Source organism: Microvirga sp. GN3, assembly GCF_055792825.1.
In genome coordinates this window covers 14,785-39,183 of record NZ_JBVVAK010000058.1, presented here as the reverse complement: position 1 = coordinate 39,183, position 24,399 = coordinate 14,785, and the positions used below count along the sequence as shown (strand labels likewise).

Below are 24,399 nucleotides of genomic sequence, written 5' to 3'. Positions count from 1 at the left end.
CTCCCGAGGGACGCGTGATGGAGATCCTTGACCCAAGGAGGGTGCAATGGCCACCGCCACCACGACATCGGCACCAACACGGAAGCCGTACTATAAGATCCTCTACGTACAAGTCCTCATCGCAATCGCGATCGGAATTATGGTCGGTCATTTCTGGCCAACGATTGCCGTGGAATTGAAGCCTCTCGGCGACGGCTTCATCAAGTTGATCAAAATGGTGATTGCCCTCGTGATCTTCTGCACCGTCGTGTCCGGCATATCCGGCATGGAAAGCATGAAGAAGGTCGGGAGCATCGGCGGCAAGGCACTGATCTACTTCGAAGTTGTCTCGACGCTCGCCCTCGCGATCGGCCTGGTGGTCGGAAACTGGCTTCGGCCCGGTGCCGGCTTCAATGCCAATCCGGCCACCCTCGATGCCAAGGCCGTCATGACCTATGCCGGCAAGGCGCAGGAGCAGACCGTCACCGAGTTCCTGCTGAACGTGATTCCAAACACCGTCATGGATGCGTTTGCAAAAGGCGACATCCTGCCCGTGGTGCTGATCTCGCTCCTGTTCGGATGCGTGCTGGCGCGGCTCGGCGACCGAGGCAAACCGGTCAGGGACGTGATCGATGCGGCGAGCAGCCTCGTCTTCGGCGCAATCAACATCATCATGAAGCTCGCCCCGATCGGGGCGTTCGGGGCGATGGCCTTCACCATCGGCCGCTACGGCATCGGCTCGCTCGGTCCGCTCGTCAAGCTGATCGGCACCTTCTATCTGACCTCCCTCATCTTTGTCCTGGTCGTGCTGGGCGGCATTGCACGGGCTGCCGGCTTCAGCATCTTCCGGTTCCTAGCCTACATCAAGGAAGAGATCCTGATTGTGCTGGGCACCAGCTCGTCCGATTCGGCCCTGCCATCCCTGATGGAGAAGCTGGAGCGGCTCGGCTGCTCGAAGCCGGTCGTCGGGCTCGTTGTGCCCACCGGCTACGTGTTCAACACCGACGGTACCAGCATCTACATGACCATGGCGGCCCTGTTCGTGGCCCAAGCCACCAACACGGACCTGACGCTGACGCAGCAGTTGGCCATCTTCGCCGTCGCCATGCTGACCTCGAAAGGCGCGAGCGGCGTGACCGGCGCCTCCTTCATCGCCCTTGTCGGAACGCTCTCGGTGGTGCCCACGATCCCGGTGGCCGGAATGGCCCTGATCCTTGGCATCGACCGCTTCATGAGCGAGGCCCGGGCGCTGGTGAACATGATCGGCAACGGTGTCGCCACGGTGGTGATGGCCCGATGGGAGGGAGAGCTCGACCCGGCTCGCATGAATGCCGTGCTGCGCGGCCGTGCCAGAGACGACGACCCCGTGACGGTCCAAGACGCAGAACCGATCACACCCCGATCCGCCCCGTCGCCTGTCCAGCAGGTTGCCTGACGGGAACGGCCGCGGAGCCCTCGGTGGTCGTGGGACCGTCGAGGGCAAACGACCGAAGCTCTCAAGGAACCAATTGATGCCGATCTACAGCCTCGAAGGAACCGCTCCTGAACTTCCGCACCCGCAGAGATACTGGATTGCGCCAGATGCGCACGTGATCGGCCGCGTCCGGCTGGGAGTTGACGTCAGTGTCTGGTTCGGGGCAGCGATCCGTGGCGACAACGAATGGATCGAGATCGGTGCCTGCACGAACATTCAGGATGGCGCGGTGCTCCACACGGACATGGGATACCCACTCACGATTGGCGAGGATGTCACGGTTGGGCACCATGCCATTCTGCACGGCTGCTCCGTCGGCTCAAACACGCTGATCGGTATGGGAGCGACGATCCTCAACGGAGCCCGGATCGGCGCCAACTCGATCGTGGGCGCGAACGCCCTTGTGACCGAGGGCAAGGAATTCCCGGACAGGTCCTTGATCGTCGGCTCGCCGGCGAAGGTCGTGCGCTCACTTGATGCCGATGCCATTCAACGTCTGCGTTCGAGTGCAGCCCGCTATGTCGAGAACGGCCGCCAGTACATGGGGGAACTTGTGCGTATCGACGAAGCACTCGCGAAAATATGACGAGTGCCGCAGCGTTCCTCGTCGGATTCAAGTGGGTCTGACGCCCACGCATCGCGCTCGGCTCCCGGGCCAAGCAGCCGACGGTGTGCCCTCAACTGGCTGTTCGGGCGAGCCGATCCTTCATCAGAGGAAAAGCGGCAGATAAAGCACGCCAACTGTCCCGGTGAGCACGAGTACAGCAGTGATGGTGGCTGCCAGCGAGCCTTGGTCATTGTTGCGGTCCATGGCTGTTCTCTCGGGATTCCGCTGTCATCAACCAGAACCGGCGCGATATCGAGGCTCACACCGGAGTGGCTCAACGAGCGCCGGGGGCGCGATGATGCCAAAGGTGAAAGACGCAGTGCAGGCGAGCATGACAGGGCATCTCATCACACACGACGGGATGATCGTGTGCAGGGCGTTCAGTATCGTGGTTGAAACCCGTCCGTGGTGAGGTTCCGCACCCGCCTCCGCGGACCATCAAGCCGCCGGGCGTCAGGCCCGGCCGCGAGCCGTCCGCGGACGGACATCCTTGGGCGTACCCCAACGCTGGAGGAACCGCATTGGGATGCTGTAGGCGCCCGGGCCGCTGACGAAGTAGAACAGCAGGCCGCCAATGATGGCGAGGTTCTTGAAGAACTGGGTCTGCTGGGCCGCCTGGGCCTCCGCCGGGAACGTCCAGAAGCTATGGCTGATCAGGGTCGCGACCACCGTGAAGGCGATCAGCAGCAACGCCGTGAGGTGCGGGAACACGCCGAGCACGAGGGCAATCGGGCTGATGATCTCGGCGGCGACGCCGAGCGTCGCCAGGAGTTCGGGGAACGGCACGCCCTTTCCGGCCAGCGATGCGGCAAAGCCGGACAAGCCGAACAGCTTGCTGATGCCGGCTGGGAGGAAAAGGGCAGCAACGGCCAGGCGTGCGGCGAGCAGCGCCGCATCATTGGTGCGAGCGAACATGGCATTCTCCGTTGTGGACATTAAGCAATGATCCCGGGAAGTTCCTTGAAAATGGGCCGCCTCGCGAGGGGCGGCCCGAAGTGTTCGAGAGAAGAGCTTTGGAGTGTCGTTGCTAGCGACGGGGTCCGCTGACGACGCCAAAGTTATGAGTTCGCCGATACGATAAAACAAGCTGCGCCAGGCTGTTGCGGCGCAAGCCAGCGATTGCACGGGCGCAGATCACAAATCCGTCAGGAGCGGGATGAGCCTCTCGAGCGCGATCAGGCTTGGGGCGGACTGCCGTTCCAAGCCCGCGTCAGCAGATCTCGTAGCCCACTTTCCTCCAGCGGGCGCGGATTCCAGTAAGGAGCCGCTAGCGCTGTCTGGACAGCCTGCTCGATGCCGTCCGCCGGCATACCGATGTCGCGCAATGCCCGTTTGGCTCCCAAGCGCCCTGCCAACTCGAACAAGCCTTGTGCGGCGTCTGCCGCCCCCAAGGCCCGCGCGATCCGCTCAATGGCGTCGGGGACCGCCGGTGCGTTGTACGCGACCGCGTGCGGCAGGACGATGGTGTGGGTCTCCGCATGCGGCAGGTCGAAGGAGCCGCCCAGAACGTGACAGAGCTTGTGATGCAGGGCCATGCCGACTGCCCCGAGGCATGCCCCGCACAACCAGGCGCCATAAAGCGCATCCCATCGCGTCGCGCGATCCTGAGGATCGTCCTTGATCCGCGGCAGGGCCCGAGCGAAGGCCCTGAGACCCTCCTCGGCCATCAGCGAGATCACTGGATTGCGTTCCTTGGAATAGAGTGCCTCGACCGCATGGGCCATGGCGTTCATTCCCGACGTGGCGGCGATGGATGCAGGCAGACCCATGGTGAGGTCGACATCGTAGATGACGACCTCCGGCAGGACCTTCGGCGTGCGCTGCGTGGTCTTCACGCCATCCTTGGTCTCTCCCAGGATTGGCGTCATCTCCGATCCGGCGTAGGTGGTCGGCACCGCGATTTGCAGCAGATCGGTCCGCAGGGCGATGGCCTTGCTAAGGCCGATGGTCGATCCCCCGCCAATGGCCACTACGGCATCCACGCCGGCACCCCGAACCACCTGCAATGCGACTTCGGTGACTTCAACCGGGGTGTGCATGACTGCACCGGCATGAACACCGGCGGACAGATTCCCGAGCAGGGCGGCAATTTCATGCGCCAGCGCTTCGCCACGTCCTGGCGTGGAGAGGACAAGGACCCGTCGCACTCCCAGGCGCTCGGCCTCGGCCCTGATCTGTCCGATGGTACCCTGTCCGAACACCACACGGGAGGGAAGGGTCTCATAGACGAAGGGTTGCATCGTCAAACCTCCTCGAGAAGTCAGGTTGCGTCCGGACACCGAGCTGCAATCTCGTTACCGCGGGCGTCTGCCTTTGCTTATCATAAAGCGAGAGCAGGTGCTGGCGGCGGCCCTGAACGCCACCCGTGCCCCGACTGGCCCATCCGCTCGCCAACGTGAAAGAGCTCTGCCATGTACTTGCGATCGAACTCCGACCGAGCGACGTTCGCAAAATCCGGCGGAATCGAGGTAAACAAGGCGTTTGCGTTGGTCTCGCCGGCGATCCGATCCAGTCTCCGCAAATCGGCTAGGCCCTGATACTTGGTCATGGTCGAGATGGATCGGATCGCAAGTGGAAACGCTGCATCCTCGGTGGGTTTGTAATCGGGCGTGAGCTTGCCATTCCGGATCACGTAGAGGGTTCGCTCTCTCGCACGGCCAAACGCCAGTTGCTCGAAGCGCGTGAAGCGTGTCCGGGGTGGCGCGAAAAAGAGTTGAGCCGTGACGCCACCGTCGACATTCAACTCGTCGTAGACCCGTCCATTGGCATTCACCTGTATTCGCACAGGAGGGAAAACCCCGGGGATCGCACTCGATGCGAGCAGAACCCGCACAATGAGATCCCGACGATCAGGCTGCTGGCTCGCCGCGATCGCCGAAAGATCCCAGATAACGGGACGCTGTGCGTCAATATTGGTGGTCTGCACGAGGAGGCGGCGCCCTATCGAATACTCCCGTGCGATCGCATCCAGGACATCATCCGTCATGTAGTGCTCGATCAATCGCCTCAGTGGGGTTGTGTCGTACAGCGACGAGCCAAGCAATCCGAGGAGGCCACGATCAATGACGAGGTCGCTGTCGCCGTACTTCGTGTACAGGTCCTTCAGAACGCTGTCATACTGGGACCCGAGGAAGGCGAACGGCGCCGCCAGGGCACCTGTCGAGACGCCTGTCACCACCTCGAACTGAGGACGCCGTCCGCTGGAGGTCCATCCAGTGAGGAAGCCAGCGGCATAGGCGCCATCGCCGCCGCCCCCGGAGATGGCCAGAAAGTCGGCCTTCCTGGTGCTGGCTGCCCGTTCTCCAGCGAGAGCAGCAGCCCTAACCTGACGGTATTGCCGGTGGATGACGGCCTCGATCGTCGGTGTGACCTCGTCGCCCCAGAAGCGGATATCGCCATGACCGGCGACACGAGCCCCCTCGAGCTGCGGTTCCGGTACGGCCGTGCGATCGCTTGTGGCCACGCACCCACTCATCATCGCCGCGAGGGTCACGATGAAAGCCACGCGGGCTGGAACGCCATAGATCACGTCTGGACTCCCGGATAGTGCTTCGCTTGAGGTTTATTCTAAACGAGCAACCTGCCTCTAGAATTTAAGGACGGTCTCGAACCCGACGAAGTGAGCCGTCTTGGACGGGCCGGTGTCCTTGATGAACTGTCCCGGCACGAATACCGAATAGGCAAGTTCGGCGCTGAACCACCGGGTGGGCTCCCACCCGAGGACCACATCCGCTTGGGTTCCGATGTAACGGGCTTGGCTGTTATCCGACGGCCGCACCAGACCGCCGGCACTATCATAGATGCCGTCACCCAGGCTCTCCCGCCAATAGAACACCGCTGCTCCCGACAGCGTCCACTGATCATTGAGGTGGAGGGTCAGGTTAGGATGGAGATCGATCAGATTGTATGGCCCGATCAGGCCGATCTCACCGAAGTATTTCCCTCTCGGAAACAGAGCATTGAATGTCTGTAGGTTCGGATCGTTCGGATTGCGGTCGCCGCTGACGATGTTGGCCCTCAGGCCGACCCGCGGGCTGAGGGTCAGGTCCGTGAACGTGTAGCCGGTGTCGGAGGCGACCGACCAGGCGCGGATGTTGCCGCCGTCGAAGCTGCCGAATTGGAGCATCCCCTCGAAGTTCCAGTCCCAGCCCTGCGCTGAGCCGAAGAACCGGCTGCCGAGCGTGTGCCGCACCTCATCGCCAGCACCTTGGTTGAACACCGCATCGGTGTTGCGATAGCGAATATAGTAGAGGTCGAGCCCGGATGTCGGGCTGATCTCCTCCAGGGTGCGGGTGGCGTAGACCGACCACAGCGACCGCTCCTCGTTGAAGCGGTCGTTGAAGCTGTCGACTTTGTTCCGCACCGGTCGGGCATAGAACGTATCGACCCGCCAGGGACCCGCTTCGACGGATGCCAATCCTGCGTCGAACGAGCGGAGCACGTTGGGACCGTACCGCAGACTGATCAGCCGCTCCGACCCGTAGGACAGCAGTTGGCGTCCGCCTCGCAGGGTCAGATTGGCGTCCTCGCCCAGCGGCAGCTTGAGTTCGCCGAAGCCTTGAAGGAACTCGAGCCCGGTCTCATCGACGCCGGTAACCGGGGTTTCCTTGCCCGTAGCCCAAGCCCCGATCATCTGACCGAAAAGGCGCACATTGGGCCCGAGATGCAGGTCGGCATAGGGCAGCACCCGGTACCATTGGTAATTCTCGACCGGGACCTCGCCCCAGTTGAAGTTCCGGTAGGCTTCCTCCCTGAACCGGAGCTCGGCCCCAAGGCTTAGAAAGATGGTCCCCGTGGCATCGAGCGGAATGTACTTGAACGGCTCCCACCACGCGCCGGTCCGGTTGGCCGGGTTTCGCAGGTACGAGTAGTCTTCCGTGTAGCGGAGATTGGTGAGAGGTGGCGCTGGCACCTTGCTCCCGGAAGCGCCCCGGTCGCCAGCTGGTATGCCCTCGCCTGGAGATTGGGCGGCTGCTGGGGCTGACGCCAGAGCCATCGCCAGCAGAGCAACTCCCGGCGACCATGAACCAATGATGGACCCAAACCCGCAGCGCGTTCTCCGATCTCGAGAGGCTTTTGGTCTGGAAGTGTCAGTCACCACATAGGACATGCCATACTGCCATTTCATCTGAACAACGTCCCTACGCACATGTCAGCAGGACAGCGGACGGGCCGCCGAGGGCGCTGTGCTGTAACGATCACACGGTGCCTGGAGGCTTGATCATGTCGCGGGCGTAGCTGAGTCCGATGCCGTAACCGCCGCCGTAGGTCTCCACGATGGAGCGTGCACCGTCATAGGTCTCGTGGCGGGTCCAATCGCGCTGCAGTTCGAGCAGAACCTGAATCCACGACGTCATGCGTGCGCCGGCGGATTCCATTCGGCGCAAAGCAAGTTCATGGCTGACGGATGTCAGACCTCCGCATGCATCTGCAACGACGTAGACGTCATAACCCTCAGCCAGCGCTGACAGCACGGCGAACGAGACGCAGGCTTCCGTGAGAAGGCCAGAGACCAGAAGGCGTCGTCGGCCCGAGGACACGACTGCCGCACGGGCCGCCTCATCCTCCCAGACGTTCATGCTTTTGCGGTCGACCGCCTGCACATCTGGAATGACCTTCTGAATCGCGGGCATCAGGGGCCCGCTGTAAACCTTTGTCGCCGATGTCGAGACGATGACGGGAACCTCGAAGACAACGGCGGTCCGAGCCAGGGCGGCGGTGTTGTTGAGCAATGTCTGACGGTCGATGGACTCCACCGCGAACGCGAGCCCTGCCTGATGGTCGATCAGCAGCAACGCGCAGTCCGATGGCGTCAGAAGAGACGGGATGTTCGTCATGGATCTTCCTCGGGTAAGTTAATGGCTGACAATGCAGCCGCCCGTCGTTGTGGCGGCTGTGATCCAGGCATGCCTGCGGAGAGGTCTCAGAGACCGGCGCGTGAGCGCCCCAGGACCTTTCGGTTGACGACATGAGAGGGTACTTCACCGCGCAGCACGCGTGCGACCTCCCCCGGGGCACCGCTCTGCAGCTCAGCGAACGCTTCCACCGAGTACCAGGCAGCATGGGGGTTGATGATCACGTTATCCCGCTGGCGCAGCGGATGGTCTGGCGACAACGGTTCGGGAACGGTAGTGTCGAGTGCCGCACCTGCGATGAGGCCTTGATCCAAAGCACGGATCAGAGCGTCCTGGTCCACGATCGCCCCGCGGGCACAGTTCACCAGAACCGCATCCGGCCGCATGGCCCGGAAGGCAGCTTCGTTGAAGAGGCCGCGGGTTTCCGGCAGCAGCGGCGAATGGATCAAGATGAAATCTGCTCGTTCGAGCAGGGTGTCAAAATCGACCTTTTCCCCAGGCACGTCGAATTGACCGGCTGCGACGAACGGATCGTACCAGAAAATCGTAACGCCAAAGCTTGCCATGCGGACGGCGACCCGCCGCGCGATATTGCCGAAGCCCACTAAGCCCAGCGTGCGTGTGGAGAGGCGGCGCATGGGGGCTGCCTCCATGACGTCCCAACGACCCACCCGGACCGCGCGATCGAGCAGCACTGTCTTGCGAGCGGCACTCAGCAGAAGGGCCACGGCATGATCGGCCACTTCCTCGACGCAGTAGGTAGGATTGTTGGTCACGATGATGCCGGCCTCTGTTGCCGCATCGAGGTCAATCGTGTCCACACCGATACCATAGCGCGCAATGATCTTGCAGCGCTCCATGCGAGCCATTGCTTTTGCCGTGATTGGCCCCGCATAGGTGTTGAGGAGTGCGTCGCAATCCGCTGCAGCTTCAAGGAATTCATCTTCACCTTTTGCATGCAAGGCGACCACCTCGACGTCCGGGCCCAATATGTCCCGTTCGACATCCACGCTGTCCCAGACATAATCCGAGATCACTACCTTCGCGCGCTTCATAGTATTTTCCCTTTAAGAGGCAGACGTGGCTCAGTCCGCCCAAGCCCTGATGTCCTGCCGCTGTGTGCCAAGTCCGTCGTTACCGAGCGTGACAACATCGCCCGCCTTCAGAAAGACCGGCGGCTTCTGCCCCAGGCCGACGCCAGAGGGCGTGCCGGTGGCAATCAGATCGCCGGCCTCTAGCTCATAAAATTGCGAAACGTAGCTGACGATGCGCTCAACCCCGAACACCAGATTGCGCGTGTTGCCGTCCTGGAAGCGTCGGCCGTTGACCTCCAGCCAGAGGCGGAGCGAGGCAAAGCTGGGGAGTTCATCCAAGGTGACGAGCCAGGGGCCGATGGGGGCGAAGCCTGGGAAGCTCTTTCCCTTGGTCCATTGGCCGCCACGCTCCATTTGGTACGAGCGTTCAGAGACGTCGTTGACCAGACAAAAGCCCGCCACATGATCAAGCGCGTGAGCTTCATCGATGTAGAGCCCGCCCCGGCCGATCACGATGCCGAGCTCGACCTCCCAGTCGCCTTTCTCGGAGCCGCGTGGGAGCGTCACGGGGTCATTCGGGCCGGTCGGACGGCAGCCCTTCATGAAGACGGTCGGTTCAACCGGCAGCAGGAGTCCCACCTCAGCCGCATGATCGGTGGAGTTGAGGCCGATGCAAATGATCTTGCCCATGTTAGCCACCGGCGGCCCGAGGCGCACGCCCGTGTCAGAGACCACCGGCAGGCTCTCGATCGTGATGGCTGAGAGCCGTGTAAGCTCGTTTCGGGTCAGGGTCGAGGGCCCGATATCCCGAATATGGCCGCTTAGATCGCGGAGCTGACCAGAAGCATCCACCAACGCAGGCCGTTCCTGACCTGGTTCACCAAATCGCGCGAGTTTCATGTGCTATCCTGTTGAGAGCCCAATCGGCGCCCGGTGCGCGGCAGCTGCCGATTGGGAAGAAGCCATTCAAGGCGTGGGGTTTAACCGCGCCAGCCATCAAGGAAGTCGAGAAGCAGCTTGTTGACGACGTCCGGCCGCTCCTCCTGGGGCAGGTGGCCGCATTGCGGAATCGGGTAGGTGACCAGATCGTCGGCGAACTCGGACCACACCTTGGCCATATCGAACAGCTTCCCGACAGCGTGGAAATCGGATCCCCAGAGCGACATCACCGGGCAGGAGATCTTGACGTCGGCGTCGGCCTCATCCTGAGCGATATCTTCGGCGTTGGCCCGATAATCCGCCATCGCACCGCGTACCGCACCAGGTGCCTGATAGGCGCGAACATAGGTATCGAATGCTTCGCCGGAGATTGTCGACGGGTCGTAGGTCCAGTCGGAAAAGAAGTGCCTGAGCCAGATGTGCTCGCGTCCGGCGATCAGCGCCTCGGGGAGGTCCGGAACCAGATGAAACAGGAAGAACCAATACCTTTTGGCAATGGCGGCATTGAGCTCGCGTGCCACGATGCGGGTGGGCACGTTGTCCATCACGACCAGCCGGTCGATCAGGTCCGGATAGTCTTTGGCGAAGCGAGTTGCAACGCGCGCACCGCGATCATGGCCAACAAGGGCAATCGTCGGCAAGTCCAGCACCCGCATCAGTTCACGGATGTCCTTGGCCATGTTGCGTTTGTCATAGCCGGTGGCGGGCTTGTCGCTCTCGCCGTACCCGCGCAGGTCGGGCGCGATGACGCGGTAACGCTCGGCAAGCGCTGGGATTTGGAACCGCCAGGCGAAATTGGTCTCGGGAAAGCCGTGCAGCAGGATGACCGGTGGGCCCTCGCCGGCCTCGACGACGAACTGGCGGATGCCGTTGGCTTCAACGGTATAGCTCTTCTGACTCATCGCGTTACCTTCCTCAAGGAGTGGCGGCTGCGCGCCTTGCGCATGCGAGGCTGAAAAACTGCATGGCGCTGGCCAGAGCTCCAAAGGCGACGCCAAGGCTGACGACACCGAGCCAGCCTCCCGCTTGCCACGCGGCGGTTGCAGCGGCCGATCCCAGCGCCCCACCGAGGAACATCGAGCCCATCAGGATCGTGTTGAGGCGGGCGCGAGCGTCAGGCCGGAGTGCGAAGACGATGTGCTGATTGGACACCAGAGCCGATTGCATCGCGAAATCCAGGAGGATCACGCCGACGACCAGACCGGTCAGCGACGTCCACAGACCGAACACGATCCATGAGGCGAGGGTGAGCGCAGCGCCCATCGCGACGACCGGAGCCGGTCCCCGCGCGTCGGCGAAGCGGCCGGCAAGGGGAGCCGCGAAAATGCCGACGGCGCCTATGATGCCGAACAGACCGGCCACGTCCGCGCCGAGCCCGAAAGGCGGTTCTTGGAGCCGAAACGCCAGGATCGTCCAAAAGGCAGTGAAGGCTGCGAAGATCAGAGCCTGGGTGATCGCGGCAAACCGCAGCGCGGGAAATTCCTGCCAGAGATGAACAAGCGAGTGCAACAGGCGGCCATAGCCGAGGCGTGAGGTCGGTGGACTGTGCGGCATCACGATCATCATCAGCCCGCCCGCCACAAGAACCATGGGAACGCCGAGCCAAAACATCTCGCGCCAGCCGCCATGGGTCGCCACGAAGCCGGCGAGCGTCCGGCTCAGCAGAATTCCGGTCAGGATGCCGGCCAGGATGGTGCCGACCACCGCGCCGCGGCGCTCGGGAGCAGCAAGATGCGCTGCCAAGGGAACAATTTGCTGGGCCACCGTCGATGCAACACCGAGGACGAGGGAGGCAATCAGGATCAACGACGCGTTCGGTGCGATGGCGGCCAGGGCGAGCGCCAGCGCCAGAACTCCGAACTGGACGATGATCAGCCGTTTGCGTTCGAGAATGTCCCCGAGAGGAACCAAAAGAAACAGCCCTGCGGCATAGCCCAGCTGCGTGGCCGTCGGGATCAGCGATGACAGATGTCCGGGAAGATCCGCCTCGATGAGGCCCAGCATCGGCTGGTTGTAATAGATGTTTGCGACCGCGATCCCTGCAGCAATCGCCATGACGTAAATCACCCACTGGCTAACAGCTGAGGATTGGTGGTTCACCGCGTTGGTTTGGTCCATGGTCCGTCTTCCAGAGATCCGACTGTCGGATCGATCTCGTCGCCTGAGGATCGCTGATGTGATCGAGCAAAATCCGACGTGACAGACGGATCTTGCTCGACAGGGTTGAGAGGTGTCTCGCGGTTGCGGAGCCGGGTCTACTTGCGGATGAAGGCCAGCAAGTCGGCGTTCACCTGGTCCTTGTGTGTTGTGCACGTGGCGTGCGGGGCGCCGGGATAGACCTTGAGCTGTGCACCGGGAACAATGCTTGCGGCCAGTTTTGCCGTGGGCCCGATGGGCACGGTCTGGTCGTCGTCGCCATGGATAATCAAGGTCGGAACGGTGATTTCGGCCATTTCTCGTCGGAAATCGGTTTCAGAGAATGCCGTGACACAGTCGATCGTGCCCTTGATGGACGCCTGCAGCGCGATCTGCAGCGTCTGGGTCAGGACGCCTTTGGACACCTTGCTGCCTGGCCGGTTCGTGCCATAGAAGATCGTGTTGAAATCATCCAGGAACTGTGGACGGTCGTTGGCAATACCGGCGCGGATGCCCTCAAACACGTCCGCCGGCACACCGTCTTGATGGTCTTCGCTCTTGATGAACAAGGGGGTCACCGCGCTGATCAGCACCAGCTTGGCGACCCGGTCGCTTCCGTGGCGGGTGAGATAGCGAACGACGTCGCCGCCACCCATGGAAAAACCCACCAGGACAACATCCTTCAGATCGAGGTGTTCGATCAGCTGAGCGATGTCGTCCGCGAAGGTGTCGTAGTCATAACCGTCCCACGGCTGGCTCGACCGGCCGAAGCCACGGCGGTCGAAGGCCACGGCGCGATAGCCGTGCTGGGCCAGATGCAGCATCTGATACTCCCACATATCGGCGCTGAGCGGCCAGCCGTGGCTGAACAGGATCGGCTGACCGGATCCCCAGTCCTTGTAATAGATCTCGGTGCCGTCTTTTGTCGTGATCATACCCATGGTGGGTCCTTCGCTTGGTTGTGTGACTTGGGTTAAAGAGAACTCAATGGGCCCGCCGACTGGGGTGGTCGACCGCCAAGAAGTGCTGGACCAGGGGCGGCTCATCTCCCCGGTGGAAGCGGCGTGTCTCAGCCTGGATGTCGGCGTCCGCCTTCGAGACCCGCTTGTGCTGGCGCATATGCTCCGCCCAGGACTCGACGAAGAACCACTCGACGATGTGCTCCGGATCGGCGGCATCCTCGGAGACGCCCCACGCATAAGCGCCATCGCGACGGCGCCCTTCGGAAAGACGCTCGAGCACGACCCGGAAGGCGGCGCGGTCCGCTTGCTGGATGCGGTAGGTCACCATGATCATGACCGGTCCTCGATCGTTCGCGACGGGCTCGGCCATGGCCGGTTCGGGCCAGTGCAACGACGGCGTCAGGTCGCCCTCGCCGCTCGGCAGAGGAGCACGGTGGACCAGAACAGCAACAACCGTGAGAGTGATGCCGGCAACGATCAGCGCGGTATCGGTGCCGATCTCCTGGGCAAGGAAGCCCCAGCCCAAGCTGCCGGCGGCCATGGCGCCGTTGAACGCGGTGAGATAGATGGCGAGCCCACGTCCTCGGATCCAGTTCGGGAGGATCGCCTGCATGGTGCTGTTGAGCGTCGTCAGCATGGCAATCCACGCGACTCCAAGCACGAAGGTCGCGACGAGCGCCACAATCTCTAGATTTGTCAGCGCGAGCAGAGCCGTCGATCCGGCTGTGACGAGTGATGCGACCAGCACCAGTCGGTCTTGCCCCAGCCGAGTGCGTACGCGCGGCAGCAGAACTGCTCCCAGAATGGCGCCAGCCCCGACGCTGCCGAGCATCAGGCCGTAGAAGCTCGGTCCTCCGCCAATCTCCTGTCGGGCAACGATGGGGAGGAGGGCCCAAACGGCGCTGGCGAAGGCAAAGAACAGGACCGCGCGCCACAGGATGCGGTGGAGGTCATGGCTGGCACGGGCATACCGCAGGCCGGCGCGCAACGCTCCGCCGAAATGCTCCCGCAGGCCGTCATCGGCATCGGACTCCCGCCGCCACCAGAGCAAGGCTCCGCCAACGAGGATGTAGGTCATCACGTCGAGGCCATACACTGCCGCGGCTCCGAACCCTGCCAGCAGGAAGCCTCCCAGGGCCGGGCCGATGGAGCGGGCGATGTTGATGCCCAATGAGTTGAGCGCGATCGCTCCTTTAAGATCGGATCGCGGAACGAGTTCGGGCGTAATCGCCTGCCAGGCAGGCGTTGCGAGCGCAGCCCCGACACCGCCGAGGAAAGTGAGAACAACCAGGCTCTCGACCGTAACCGATCCCGTCCAGGCCAGCACGGCGAGCAGAGAGCTCACGGCCCCAAGCATGATCTGGATGGCAAGGAGAAAGCGGCGCCGGTCGAGGATGTCGGACAGGACGCCTGCCGGAATGGCCAGGAGGAAGACCGGGAGCGTCCCGGCCGCCTGAATCATGGCAACTGCCGCCGGCGAGGCGGAGAGCTCCGTCACCAGCCAGGAGGAGGACACATCGCGCATGAAGGTGCCGACGTTGCCGAGCACCGTCGCGGTCCAGATCACCGCAAAGAGGCCGTGCCTTAGCGGTGCAAAGGTGCCGGGCTGAGGCGGCGGGGCCGCCTGCTCAAGGGTCGTGCCTTGGGTCATGACCGTGTCCTCCGTTGGTTGACGAACAGAGCGGCAAGGGCGAGCCCGCCCACGATGGCAACGTGCTCGAAGAAGGTTGCAGTCTGGCGGCCCCGATCCGGACCGTCGAACAGCCAGAACGGATGGGCGAGCAAGGTGGCGAAAGCGGTGAACCCGGCCAGGATCCCTGCGCCAAGCCAGCAATAGCGGCGGGTCAGGAAGAGGGCGGACCCGCCGAGTTGCGTCAGGATGACGGCGGCGGCGATCAGCCCAGCGGGCTGGAGCCCCAGACCCGTGACCTCGGCGGAGGCTCCGCCAAAGTCGGTAAGCTTCACGATCCCGCTGATCAGGAACGGGGACGCGAGTGCCAGGCGTGCCAGGATGTCGAGCCCAGGCAGAGCCAGCATCCGGTCGATCGGACGGGGAGCTGCGATGTCAGTCATGTCGCCCTCCGTCAAAACGCCCAGCACGAGCAGCCCAGCACGCCCCAGAACGAGCGGGCGTCGGATGCAGGTGTGTTGGCAGCCCAAGCGCTGGCGTGGCTGTGGCCATGCACGCCACAGGAATTGGCACAGGCGCAGGCCGCTGCCGCCGCGAAGGCGTACTTGCGGTCGGCATCGAGCCCGGCACGCCGCTCCTGATAGCCGCCGAAGGTCCCAACGGGCGACCAGTCCGGCATGGGAGGAGGCAGGGAGGGTGCGAGGTCCTTGAACTCGGCGTCGCCATGCACGGGCTTGCCGCCCAGGAGCGTCAGAACCGACGTGATATCCTGGATCGCGTCCTCCGGCACGGCGAAGTAGTCGTCGGACAGCACCGCCAGATCGGCTAGTTGGCCTTCAGCGATCTGACCTTTCTTTCCGGCCTCGTTCGAGAACCAGGTATTGGCCTCCGTCCACAGGCGCAGAGCGCTTTCCCGATCGAGGCGATTGGCTGCTGGATACAGCGTCAGGCCTCCAAGGGTCTTCCCCGTCACAAGCCAGGACAGCGACACCCACGGATTGTAGGAGGCGACGCGGGTGGCGTCCGTGCCGGCGCCCACCGGCACGCCTGCCTCCAGCATGCGCTTGATGGGCGGTGTGCGCTCCGCCGCCTTGTTGCCGTAGCGCTCGACGAAGTCCTCGCCCTGGAAGGCCATCCGATGCTGGACGGCGATGCCGCCGCCGAGAGCCGCGATGCGGTCGATGTTGCGGTCATCGATGGTCTCGGCATGATCGAAGAACCAGTGCAGGCCATCGAAGGGAATGTCCCGGTTGACCTTCTCGAACACGTCGAGGGCGCGGGTGATGGTCTCGTTATAGGTGGCGTGCAGCCGCCACGGCCAGCGGTTCTCGACCAGCAGGCGAACGACAGGCTCCAGGTCGGCTTCCATCGAGGGCGGCATGTCGGGCCGCTCGACCTTGAAGTCCTCGAAATCAGCCGCGGAATAGACCAACATCTCGCCGGCGCCGTTGTGGCGGTAAAGATCGTCGCCCTGGCCTGGCTTGACCTGCTTCGCCCAGGTGTCGAAATCCTTCAGCTCTTCCTTAGGCTTCTGGGTGAACAGGTTGTAGGCAAGGCGCACGGTAAGCTGACCTTCCCGGTGCAGCTCCTCGATGATCCGGTAATCGTCCGGATAGTTCTGGAAACCGCCACCGGCATCGATGACGCCCGTCACGCCGAGCCGGTTCACCTCCCGCATGAAGTGGCGCGAAGAGTTCTTCTGGTATTCGGGCGGAAGCTTCGGGCCCTTGGCGAGGGTTGCATAAAGGATCGTGGCGTTGGGCTTAGCGATCAGCAGGCCTGTCGGGTTGCCCTGTGCATCCCGCTGAATTTCGCCGCCGGGCGGATTCGGCGTGTCCTTCGTGTAGCCGACGGCGCGCAATGCCGCGCCATTCAGCAACGCGCGGTCATAAAGATGCAGAATAAAGACCGGCGTATCGGGAGCAATCGCGTTGATCTCGTCGAGCGTCGGCAGTCTCTTCTCGGCGAATTGATGTCCCGTGAAGCCGCCGACCACCCGCACCCATTGCGGTGCCGGTGTGCGGTCGACCTGCTCTTTCAGCATCCGCATGGCGTCGGCAAGGGAGCGAACGCCATCCCAGCGCAATTCCATGTTGTAGTTGAGGCCGCCACGGATGATGTGCATGTGGCTGTCGATCAGGCCGGGAATGACGCGCCGTCCATTAAGATCGATCCGCTGCGTGGTCGGTCCGGCGAGAGGCATCACCTCCCTTTCGTCACCGACAGCCGCGAAGCGCCCGTCCCCGATGAGGAGCGCCGAGGCTTCAGGCTTCTGCCGATCGAGGGTTGTGATCCTGCCATTGAACAGAATGAGGTCGGCTTTCATGGACGTGTCTCCCATCGAGGATTGGGTTGCGTCTGAAGCATTGGCGGGCGCGGCTGATCCGTGAAGGACAAAGCCCGCTGCGGCGCCAAGGAACGTGCGGCGTGTGGTCATGAGGCTTTATCCTTGACATCAGCCATCTGATTGGAGGGTCTTGCGCCTTGTGGCAGGTGGCCGAAGACGTGCGGACGCACCTGGTGTGACCAGGACTGCGTTGGAGACTCCTTCTGCCAGAAACTCTTGACGAGAGGCGGGATCTGCTCACCGACCAGGATGCCGAGCAGGCCGACCAGGGCGACCACCGGCGGGGCCGGCGAGCGCACGTTGATCAGGCTGTAGATAATGCCGACCAGCAGGCCAGCGCCGAGCGATAAGAGGTAGACTTTCAACAACGCCTCCCTGGAGGAATGCACAAGGAGGGGCGACGCATCGATGTCGACGCGGCGCCCCTTCGGCAGGGGGCGGGACACCTGCCTTCCGCGACTTATTCGGCCGCGACGACCGAAGCGCCGTGAGCGCCTTCGCTCGCGCCGAACATGGTCTTGGCGTAGATGATGCCGAGGCCGTAGGAACCGCCGAACTTCTTCGCGATGCCGGTGGTCATGTCGTAGGTCTCGGTGCGAGCCCAATCGCGCTGCAGTTCGAGCAGGTATTGCAGCGAGGTCATCGGCCGGACGCCGGCCTGGATCATGCGTTCCACGGCACGCTCGTGTGCTTCGGTCGAGACGTCGCCGCAGGCATCGGTGATGATGTAGACCTCAAAGCCCTGATCGAGCGCCGACAGCGTCGGTCCAACGATGCAGACAGAGGTCCAGAGGCCGGCGAAGACCAGGCGGCTCTTGCCGATCCGGTTCACCTCGTCGATAACAGCAGCATCCTCCCAGGTGTTCATCGACGTGCGGTCGAGAAGCTTTTGGCCGGGGAAAGGCGCGGTGATCTCGGAGAACATGGGACCCGAGAAGCTCTTCTCCGCAACGGTGGTCAGAATTGTCGGAACCTTGAAGCCGGCTGCGGCTTCTGCAATCAAGGCCGCATTGTTGCGCAGGTTCACGGCATCGATCGACTTCGTCGCAAACGACATCTGCGACTGGAAGTCGATCAGGATCAGCGCGTGATCGGTAGGGTTGATGAGCTTCGAGCCGGGAGTGGGAGACGCCTTGATCGCCATAGTTTGTCCTCTTGTGGTGCGACTTGCCGCACGACAATCGCGCCATCGCTCCTCGAAATCTTGGACACCCTGAGCCTCGGTTGGACAATCCGGTTCTCTCGTGACGGGGAAAGCCGAAAAACGCCAAAGAGTGCAAGACAAGCCATTCTCCGTGCATTTAGAGTCTAGGAATTGATGCACCGGAGGGGCGCCATGGCCGGCCGCGGCCTACATCACGTCACGCTGATCTCGAGCGACGCCGAGCGGAGCTGGTGGTTCTACGCACGCCTGCTCGGGATGAGGCTCGTGAAGCGGACGGTGTCCCACCAGGACCCCGGCACGTTCCACCTCTGCCTCGGCGACGAGACCGGCCGGCCCGGCACGCTGTTCACCCTGTTCCCTTGGCAGCGCGTCCCGCGTGGGCGGCGCGGGGCTTGCGAAGCATGGCAGACATCGTTCCGGATTCCGTCATGCTCGCTGGACTGGTGGACGCGGCGCCTCGGGGCGGCGGACGTCTCCCATCGGGTCGGCGAGACCGGGTTCGGTGAGACTTGCCTGACCTTCGAGGATCCGGATGGCGCCTTGCTCGCTCTCGTGGAAACGGGCCGGCCCGCGCAGCCGCCAGTCTGGCGACATCCTGAAGTCCCTCCTTCCTGTGCGCTCCAGGGACTGCACGATCTCGTCTTGAAGGTGCGCGAGGCCGATCCGCTGGGCGAGCTGTTTCGGGACGTCTTGGGCTTTGCCGAAACAGGTCACAGTGGCAAACTCGTTCGTCTCGCGGCGCATGACGGAGCGGGCGGCACCATCACGCTCGACGAGAGCGGCCGCCTCGCCCGCGGCCAGCTCGGGGCCGGAAGCGTGCATCATGCCGCTTTCCGCGCCCGTGACGCGGCCGACCAGGACGCTCTGGTCCAAGCGCTCCGCGATCGGTATGGGATCGTCGCGACAGGGCCCAAGGATCGAATCTATTATCGATCTGTCAATTTCCGCTCGACCTGCGGTATCCTCCTGGAGATCGCGACCGACGGGCCAGGCTTCGAGGTCGATGAAAGCGTCGCGACGCTGGGCAGAAGCTTGCGGCTGCCGCCCACTCTCGAGGCGCGGCGGGACGAGCTTCAGCGGCTTTTGCCTTCACTTCCAACCCCCGGCATCTAAGTGCCGGTGCCTGATAGGCGGAGATCTGTGGCCACCCGCACTTGTCCTGAGACCTCAGCAAGTCACGCAAGCTCGAGATCGCCTCACGGCCGGCCTTGCAGCATCACCATCTTGCAGCATCACCATGATGGGCATTTTCTGCATTTACCGGAGCATCGACCGGCGCCAGGCGCCGGGGCTCGCACCAACCCAACGCGTAAACACACGCGTGAAATAGCTCTGGTCCCCGAAACCGCAGATGAGCGCGATGTCGGTCAGGGGCAAGGCCGAGGACAAGAGAAGGGTCTTGGCCTCCTGCACGCGAACATGCGTCAGGTACTGATGTGGGCTCATACCCGTCGTCCGGCGAAAGGCCTTGGCGAAGTAACTCGGCGTGAGGCGGCATTCGCGTGCTATGTCGGCAATCGTCAAACGAGCTGCCAGACGGGAGTGCATGATCTCCTTGGCACGACGCTCCTGCCAGGATGCGAGACTGCCATTGGCGGGAAGCGGGCGAAGATGCACGCCCCCATAGCCTTCCGCGAAATAGGTCAATAGACTCAGCGTCACTTGATCGACAAAAAGTGGATTGGTTTGAGCCAATTCGGGCGGTGCCGACAGGAGTAGCCCGCACATCGATCCCAGAATAGGATCCGAGGCATCGGGCAAAGCCCGCAGGGTCGATACCGGCGAGGCGCCACGCTCATAGGCTAAATCGTCCAGCGCCTCCTTGCGCACGTAGAACTGTAAGGTGTCAACTGGACCCCGAGCCCGGCTGCGAGGATCCTCCGACAGGTCGATCGCGTTTACCGTTCCGGCCGCGAAGCCTCGAGCGTAACGCATGCGGCCATTGGACCAGAACTCGTGTTCTTCGACATCCTTCAACCGATAGGTGACGTTGAAGGCAGCCTCGGGTTCGATTGAGGCAGTCAGGTCCCTGTCCTGGCGCATACAGGTCAGCCGCGTCACGGCGAGGGAAAGTCGATCCCCCTTCGAGACCTGCAGAATGCTCTGACTGACTATGTCAAGGTGGCGCCCGAGACGGTGACCGAACAGGCCGGAGTGTGTGTTTTCCTGAACGCTCGCCATATTAGCCCGCTTCAATCCGCTGAGATCGCGGCAGTTCCTTTAGGAGCCCTCCGTTGCATTCGGGTTCGTGCATTACGGAGATCCTGACGATCCGACATCATCGGTCGGCTCAGTTCCGAACGATGTCTGCGATTGGAAAATCAATCGTCGACGCGTGATCATCAGGAGTAAGCAAAGTCTTGATTGATGTCGGTGTTGCCTGGGTGAGCAAAGTGCCTCCTGCCTTTCGTGACTGAGGTTCCGGAGTCATTCCCTTTGAGGGACGCGACCTGCCTGTCCGCCATGCTCCCCGACAGCGGAACGGACACAGGCGATCAATCGACCAACCTCGAGTGGCTTCTCGAGGTAGCATTGAACTCCTGCCTCCAGCGCCCGGGCGCGTGTATCGTCCTCAGGATGAGCGGTCATCAGAATGGTGGGGATCGGGGTGCTGGACCCGGCGAGGTGACGATAGAGCTCGAGCCCGTCCATCCTGGGCATCCGCACGTCCGCGATCAAACAGGCCATCTGTCGGAGGTTCTCTGACGCGAGCAGTTCGGCGGCGGAGGCAAATCCTGCCGCTGCGAACCCCACAGCCTGCACCAGATCCACAGTGGCTTCGCGGGTCGAGTCGTCGTCGTCAACGATCGCGATCAGCAGGTCGCCTGACATTTCAAAACCTTCCCTTGTCTCGGCTGGTCATGTGACCGGAGCCCGGGACGTCGGCGCAGGACTTCCTGTGCCGGCCCAGCAATGCCGAAAGCAGACGGACCAGATCAATTGAACTGTGGTGGCGGCCGTCTACGCCTTTATGGTAGCGGCGCTCAGTGTATCGGCCATCCGCACAAGTTCGGGCAGCGACCTGGCATTCATCTTGCGCATCACCTGGGCCCGATGGACCTTCACGGTCATCTCGCTCAGCTCCAGCTCACCGGCGATCTGCTTGTTGAGTTGGCCGGCGACGACAAAGTCCATGATCTCCCGCTCTCGGGAAGTCAGAGAGCCGAAACGCTCCCGCAGCTCCGCGAGCATCGCGGCCGCTGCCCGGCGGTGACGGTCGAGCGCGATCCCTTTGTGAACGGCGTCGAGGAGATCCTGATCGCGGAATGGCTTGACGAGAAACTCGATGGCTCCTGCCTTCATCGCGGCCACGGACATCGGGACATCACCATGGGCGGTGATGAACACGATCGGGAGCTGGAGGTCGAATGTGGCCTGCGCGCGTTGGAACTCGAGCCCGCTGGTGTCGGGAAGTCTGACGTCGAGGATCAGGCAGCCGGGAAGATCGAGCCGCGGGCCTTCCAGAAACGCCTGGATCGATTCGAATGCCTGCACCTCGTGACCGACCGAGCGGAGCAGGTCTTCAATGGCTTCCCGCATGGAGGAATCGTCATCGACGATGAAAACAACGGCTTGGTCTCGGCTCATCGGATTGGCTCGCTATTGGACGTATCTGCTACATCGCTGCCTGGAAGGGTGAAATGGAAGATGGCCCCGTGCGGGACATTGTCGGTCGCCCATAGCCTTCCGCCATGGTTCTCGACGATCGATCGGCTGAACATGAGACCCATTCCCATTCCGGCTGGCTTCGTGCTGAAAAACGGCTCAAAGATACGGTCCCTATGGTTGGGATCCAAACCCGTACCGGCGTCCTTCACCGAAACCAGGATCTCTCCTGGTTCCTTCGCCTGCGATGTGACAGACACGACCCGCGGCCGGTCTGTCACGGCACCCATCGCATCGATTGCATTGGCAACGAGGTTCGCGACGACCTGCTGAAGCTGCACCGGGTTTCCGGTGGTCGGAGGCAGTTTCCCGTCGAGGTCGGCTTCAATCGAGACGCGATGGAAACGGGCCTCTTCCTCGCTCCGTTGCAGGACGTCCCTGATCAGACGGTTCAGGTCGAGCGGCATACGCACCTGCGTATCTTTCCTGAATAGATCCCTGATTCCGTCGATGACGGTCCGGGCACGATGGCCGTCACGCACGACCCGCTCCAAGGCGGCGTGTGCCTCCTTGACCCGTGGGGTTTCCTTGTCGAGCCATCGCAGGCCGGCACTGGCGCTGGTGATCATGCTGGCCAGAGGTTGGTTGATCTCGTGGGCAATCGAGGCCGACAGGGCCTCCATGGCGGTCAGCCGGCTTTCGCGGGCGAGACGCTCCGAATGAACCGAACGGGCGAGGCGAGCTTGCAAGGTCGTGGTTTCCGAAAGCAGGACTAGCAGAACCATGCTGGCGGAGGCCAGCCCACAGAACCTTCCGGCCCACCAGCCGAGGCTGAGGCGAGTGCCGGCACCCAGATAGGAAAGCAGGGTGAGCTCGATGAGCAGCGTGCAGAGTACGACCATCAGCCACAGATCGAGGGTCGAGCGACGGCGGACCCAAAGGGAGATGAGCCCGGCCAGGTAGAGGCAGACCGCTGCGGCCGGAACGTACCGCCATAACGAGGCGACGTCTTTCGCATCTTTCATGAAGGTCGGGAGCTCGTCCGCCTGGATGATGATCGAGGCCAATCCGAAGGCGAGGCCAGCCACCAGGGCAACACTGCCCACGATAACCGCGCGAATGGAGCCTTGCGGTTTTCGGATGGAAGCTTCGCGATCCTTCATGAGGGCGTAGGCGAGTACGAACAAGGGAAAGCTCAGGCGTCGTACCGCGGCGATCGTGGCAGTGCTTTGCATGTTCGCGTCCAACCCGAAGGCCGTGAACACACCGGGAAACGTGAGTGCCCACGGGATGACGAGCAGCCCCGAGAAGAGATACCCAGAAGATAGAATGAGAACGGCCCGTGAGTCCCGAACCGAGAACGAGGCCAGTAGGAGTGCCGAGGTGAGCAGTTCAACAAGGAGGTCCGCCGCCGCATAGGCCGGGAGCAGGATTTCGGTACCCGTCAGCTGAATACGGGCGAAGGGGGCCGTGATCAGCAGAGCGCCTAACAAGGCGGCGAGCACGCCTCCGGCCAATCGCTTCTGGGTGCGATTGGGCGGCGCCGTCGATAGCAGGAATGGATAGTTATCCTGTCTGTCAATCATCGGTGCATCTATGCGGCTTAGCATCTGACACCTGAAGCCGTCAGCCTGCCGGATCTAACAGTCCGTTTCGTCTGCGTTTCGCCTTTACTGCGCCGATGATTGCTCTTGAGCACGAACGTCATGGTGTCTGGTATGCCTCTTCGCTCATGGGCCGATGCCGCTGAACTTGCCCTTCGATGTGCTTGCGTTGCTTGGCAACTTCCTCTGCAATGAAGTCGAGAAACACACGGACACGCGGTGAGTGGCGCATATCAGGATGGGTAAGAAGCCAGAGGCCTGCGGAGAATTCGGGGTTAGGCGGGCCTAAGCGGACGAGTCCGGGCCGTGCATCGCCGATGAAGCAGGGAAGGTGACTGATACCGAGGCCCTGCTCGACCGCCTCAGCTAGGCCGAGGACCGTGTTGACCTTGTAGCCGATTCTCTCTGGCGAAACGTGCTCATGGACGAATTTTACCGCTTTGAGCGTCGCCAGGTTGTCCCCGAGAGACACCCAGTCACGATCATAAAGACTCTCTCGGTCGATAGCTTGCGGGTCGGGGAAGTCGTTCGCTCGACCGTACAGCGCCCAGGCAATGGTCGCGACGCGGCGGCCGACCAGATTCTCAGGCGGATGATCGGTGGCGCGGATCGCCACATCGGCATCGCGCTTGGACAGGTTCAGTTCCTGATTGGCCAGAACCACATCGAGACATACGTCCCGACACGTCTTGCGAAATCTGACGAACAGAGGGGTAAGCAGGTGGATCAGGAGCGAGTCGTTGGTCGTCACTCGGAGCTCGCCAGCGGGCGCGATCTCCCGCCCCGCGATCCTGCGGGTGAAGGCGGTGATGTCCTCATCTACGCGTTGCGCCAAGGCGACCATTTCCTCGCCGACCGTGGTGAGGGTGTAGCCGCTGCGGTGGCGCTCGAAGAGCTTGGCCCCGAGCGCCTCCTCGATCTGGCCGAGGCGGCGGAAGACGGTCGAGTGGTTCACCCCAAGCAATGCCGCCGCAGCTGGCAGGCTGCGTACGTCGGCGATGGCTTTGATCAGCCGGAAGTCATCCCAAGCCAAGTTCTTGAAAGGTTCAACCATGACAAGC

23 protein-coding genes are annotated in these 24,399 nt (G+C 62.6%); 3 read left to right on the top strand and 20 right to left on the bottom strand.

What is annotated here, in order from left to right; genetic code table 11:
- The first annotated feature begins 46 nt into the window (after positions 1–46).
- Positions 47–1,414 (top strand): dicarboxylate/amino acid:cation symporter, encoded by a 1,368-nt coding sequence (locus ACS5Q1_RS24705; protein ID WP_473100654.1) that lies wholly within the window; start codon positions 47–49, stop codon positions 1,412–1,414.
- A gap of 76 nt (positions 1,415–1,490) precedes the next feature.
- Positions 1,491–2,039, top strand: coding sequence for a gamma carbonic anhydrase family protein (locus ACS5Q1_RS24700; protein WP_473100653.1), 549 nt, complete (start codon positions 1,491–1,493; stop codon positions 2,037–2,039).
- 474 nt (positions 2,040–2,513) lie between these two features.
- On the opposite strand, the gene ACS5Q1_RS24695 is transcribed toward ACS5Q1_RS24700, so the two are convergent.
- From ACS5Q1_RS24695 to ACS5Q1_RS24625, 15 genes are all read right to left on the bottom strand, one after another.
- Positions 2,514–2,975: a DoxX family protein gene (locus tag ACS5Q1_RS24695; RefSeq protein WP_473100652.1), complete on the bottom strand. Its 462-nt coding sequence runs from the start codon at positions 2,973–2,975 to the stop codon at positions 2,514–2,516.
- Positions 2,976–3,235: 260 nt separating this feature from the next.
- Positions 3,236–4,300, bottom strand: a complete 1,065-nt coding sequence (locus ACS5Q1_RS24690) for a maleylacetate reductase (RefSeq protein ID WP_473100651.1) — start codon at positions 4,298–4,300, stop codon at positions 3,236–3,238.
- An 80-nt stretch (positions 4,301–4,380) separates the two neighbouring features.
- Positions 4,381–5,589 carry a patatin-like phospholipase family protein gene (locus ACS5Q1_RS24685; protein ID WP_473100650.1) on the bottom strand — a complete coding sequence of 403 codons (1,209 nt, stop codon included), beginning with the start codon at positions 5,587–5,589 and terminating at the stop codon, positions 4,381–4,383.
- 57 nt (positions 5,590–5,646) lie between these two features.
- Complete coding sequence (locus ACS5Q1_RS24680; RefSeq protein WP_473100649.1) at positions 5,647–6,972, bottom strand: alginate export family protein; 1,326 nt, start codon at positions 6,970–6,972, stop codon at positions 5,647–5,649.
- Between the two features lie 286 nt (positions 6,973–7,258).
- A complete protein-coding gene (locus tag ACS5Q1_RS24675; RefSeq protein WP_473100648.1) occupies positions 7,259–7,897 on the bottom strand; it encodes a hydrolase in 639 nt (212 codons plus the stop codon).
- Positions 7,898–7,983: 86 nt separating this feature from the next.
- Positions 7,984–8,970, bottom strand: a complete 987-nt coding sequence (locus ACS5Q1_RS24670) for a C-terminal binding protein (RefSeq protein WP_473100647.1) — start codon at positions 8,968–8,970, stop codon at positions 7,984–7,986.
- A gap of 30 nt (positions 8,971–9,000) precedes the next feature.
- The gene (locus ACS5Q1_RS24665; RefSeq protein WP_473100646.1) at positions 9,001–9,849 is read right to left on the bottom strand and encodes a fumarylacetoacetate hydrolase family protein; all 849 of its coding nucleotides are present in this window, start codon (positions 9,847–9,849) and stop codon (positions 9,001–9,003) included.
- Positions 9,850–9,929: 80 nt separating this feature from the next.
- The gene (locus tag ACS5Q1_RS24660) at positions 9,930–10,790 is read right to left on the bottom strand and encodes an alpha/beta fold hydrolase (RefSeq protein ID WP_473100645.1); all 861 of its coding nucleotides are present in this window, start codon (positions 10,788–10,790) and stop codon (positions 9,930–9,932) included.
- A 13-nt stretch (positions 10,791–10,803) separates the two neighbouring features.
- On the bottom strand, positions 10,804–12,006 hold the full coding sequence (locus ACS5Q1_RS24655; protein ID WP_473100644.1) for an MFS transporter: 1,203 nt from the start codon (positions 12,004–12,006) through the stop codon (positions 10,804–10,806).
- Positions 12,007–12,143: 137 nt separating this feature from the next.
- Positions 12,144–12,965 carry an alpha/beta fold hydrolase gene (locus ACS5Q1_RS24650; protein WP_473100643.1) on the bottom strand — a complete coding sequence of 274 codons (822 nt, stop codon included), beginning with the start codon at positions 12,963–12,965 and terminating at the stop codon, positions 12,144–12,146.
- Positions 12,966–13,008: 43 nt separating this feature from the next.
- Entirely contained in the window at positions 13,009–14,637 is a 1,629-nt protein-coding gene (locus ACS5Q1_RS24645; protein WP_473100642.1) for an MFS transporter, read from the bottom strand.
- Entirely contained in the window at positions 14,634–15,059 is a 426-nt protein-coding gene (locus ACS5Q1_RS24640; protein WP_473100641.1) for a DoxX family protein, read from the bottom strand. Before ACS5Q1_RS24640 ends, ACS5Q1_RS24645 begins: the two co-directional genes overlap by 4 nt.
- Positions 15,060–15,070: 11 nt before the next feature.
- Positions 15,071–17,053, bottom strand: a complete 1,983-nt coding sequence (locus tag ACS5Q1_RS24635; RefSeq protein ID WP_473100640.1) for an amidohydrolase — start codon at positions 17,051–17,053, stop codon at positions 15,071–15,073.
- On the bottom strand, positions 17,050–17,328 hold the full coding sequence (locus ACS5Q1_RS24630) for a XapX domain-containing protein (RefSeq protein ID WP_473100669.1): 279 nt from the start codon (positions 17,326–17,328) through the stop codon (positions 17,050–17,052). Before ACS5Q1_RS24630 ends, ACS5Q1_RS24635 begins: the two co-directional genes overlap by 4 nt.
- A gap of 95 nt (positions 17,329–17,423) precedes the next feature.
- Positions 17,424–18,101, bottom strand: coding sequence for a hydrolase (locus ACS5Q1_RS24625; RefSeq protein WP_473100668.1), 678 nt, complete (start codon positions 18,099–18,101; stop codon positions 17,424–17,426).
- A 198-nt stretch (positions 18,102–18,299) separates the two neighbouring features.
- Between ACS5Q1_RS24625 and ACS5Q1_RS24620 the strand changes: the two genes are divergently transcribed.
- A complete protein-coding gene (locus ACS5Q1_RS24620; RefSeq protein ID WP_473100639.1) occupies positions 18,300–19,241 on the top strand; it encodes a VOC family protein in 942 nt (313 codons plus the stop codon).
- A 144-nt stretch (positions 19,242–19,385) separates the two neighbouring features.
- On the opposite strand, the gene ACS5Q1_RS24615 is transcribed toward ACS5Q1_RS24620, so the two are convergent.
- The 5 genes from ACS5Q1_RS24615 to ACS5Q1_RS24595 form a co-directional block, all read right to left on the bottom strand.
- Positions 19,386–20,309 carry a helix-turn-helix domain-containing protein gene (locus ACS5Q1_RS24615; protein ID WP_473100638.1) on the bottom strand — a complete coding sequence of 308 codons (924 nt, stop codon included), beginning with the start codon at positions 20,307–20,309 and terminating at the stop codon, positions 19,386–19,388.
- A 246-nt stretch (positions 20,310–20,555) separates the two neighbouring features.
- Positions 20,556–20,960 (bottom strand): response regulator transcription factor, encoded by a 405-nt coding sequence (locus ACS5Q1_RS24610; protein WP_473100637.1) that lies wholly within the window; start codon positions 20,958–20,960, stop codon positions 20,556–20,558.
- Positions 20,961–21,089: 129 nt separating this feature from the next.
- Positions 21,090–21,716 carry a response regulator transcription factor gene (locus ACS5Q1_RS24605; protein ID WP_473100636.1) on the bottom strand — a complete coding sequence of 209 codons (627 nt, stop codon included), beginning with the start codon at positions 21,714–21,716 and terminating at the stop codon, positions 21,090–21,092.
- Positions 21,713–23,320, bottom strand: coding sequence for a sensor histidine kinase (locus tag ACS5Q1_RS24600; RefSeq protein ID WP_473100635.1), 1,608 nt, complete (start codon positions 23,318–23,320; stop codon positions 21,713–21,715). The genes ACS5Q1_RS24605 and ACS5Q1_RS24600 overlap by 4 nt, the downstream gene beginning before the upstream one ends.
- 118 nt (positions 23,321–23,438) lie before the next feature.
- Positions 23,439–24,392, bottom strand: coding sequence for a LysR family transcriptional regulator (locus ACS5Q1_RS24595; protein WP_473100634.1), 954 nt, complete (start codon positions 24,390–24,392; stop codon positions 23,439–23,441).
- Positions 24,393–24,399: the final 7 nt, after the last annotated feature.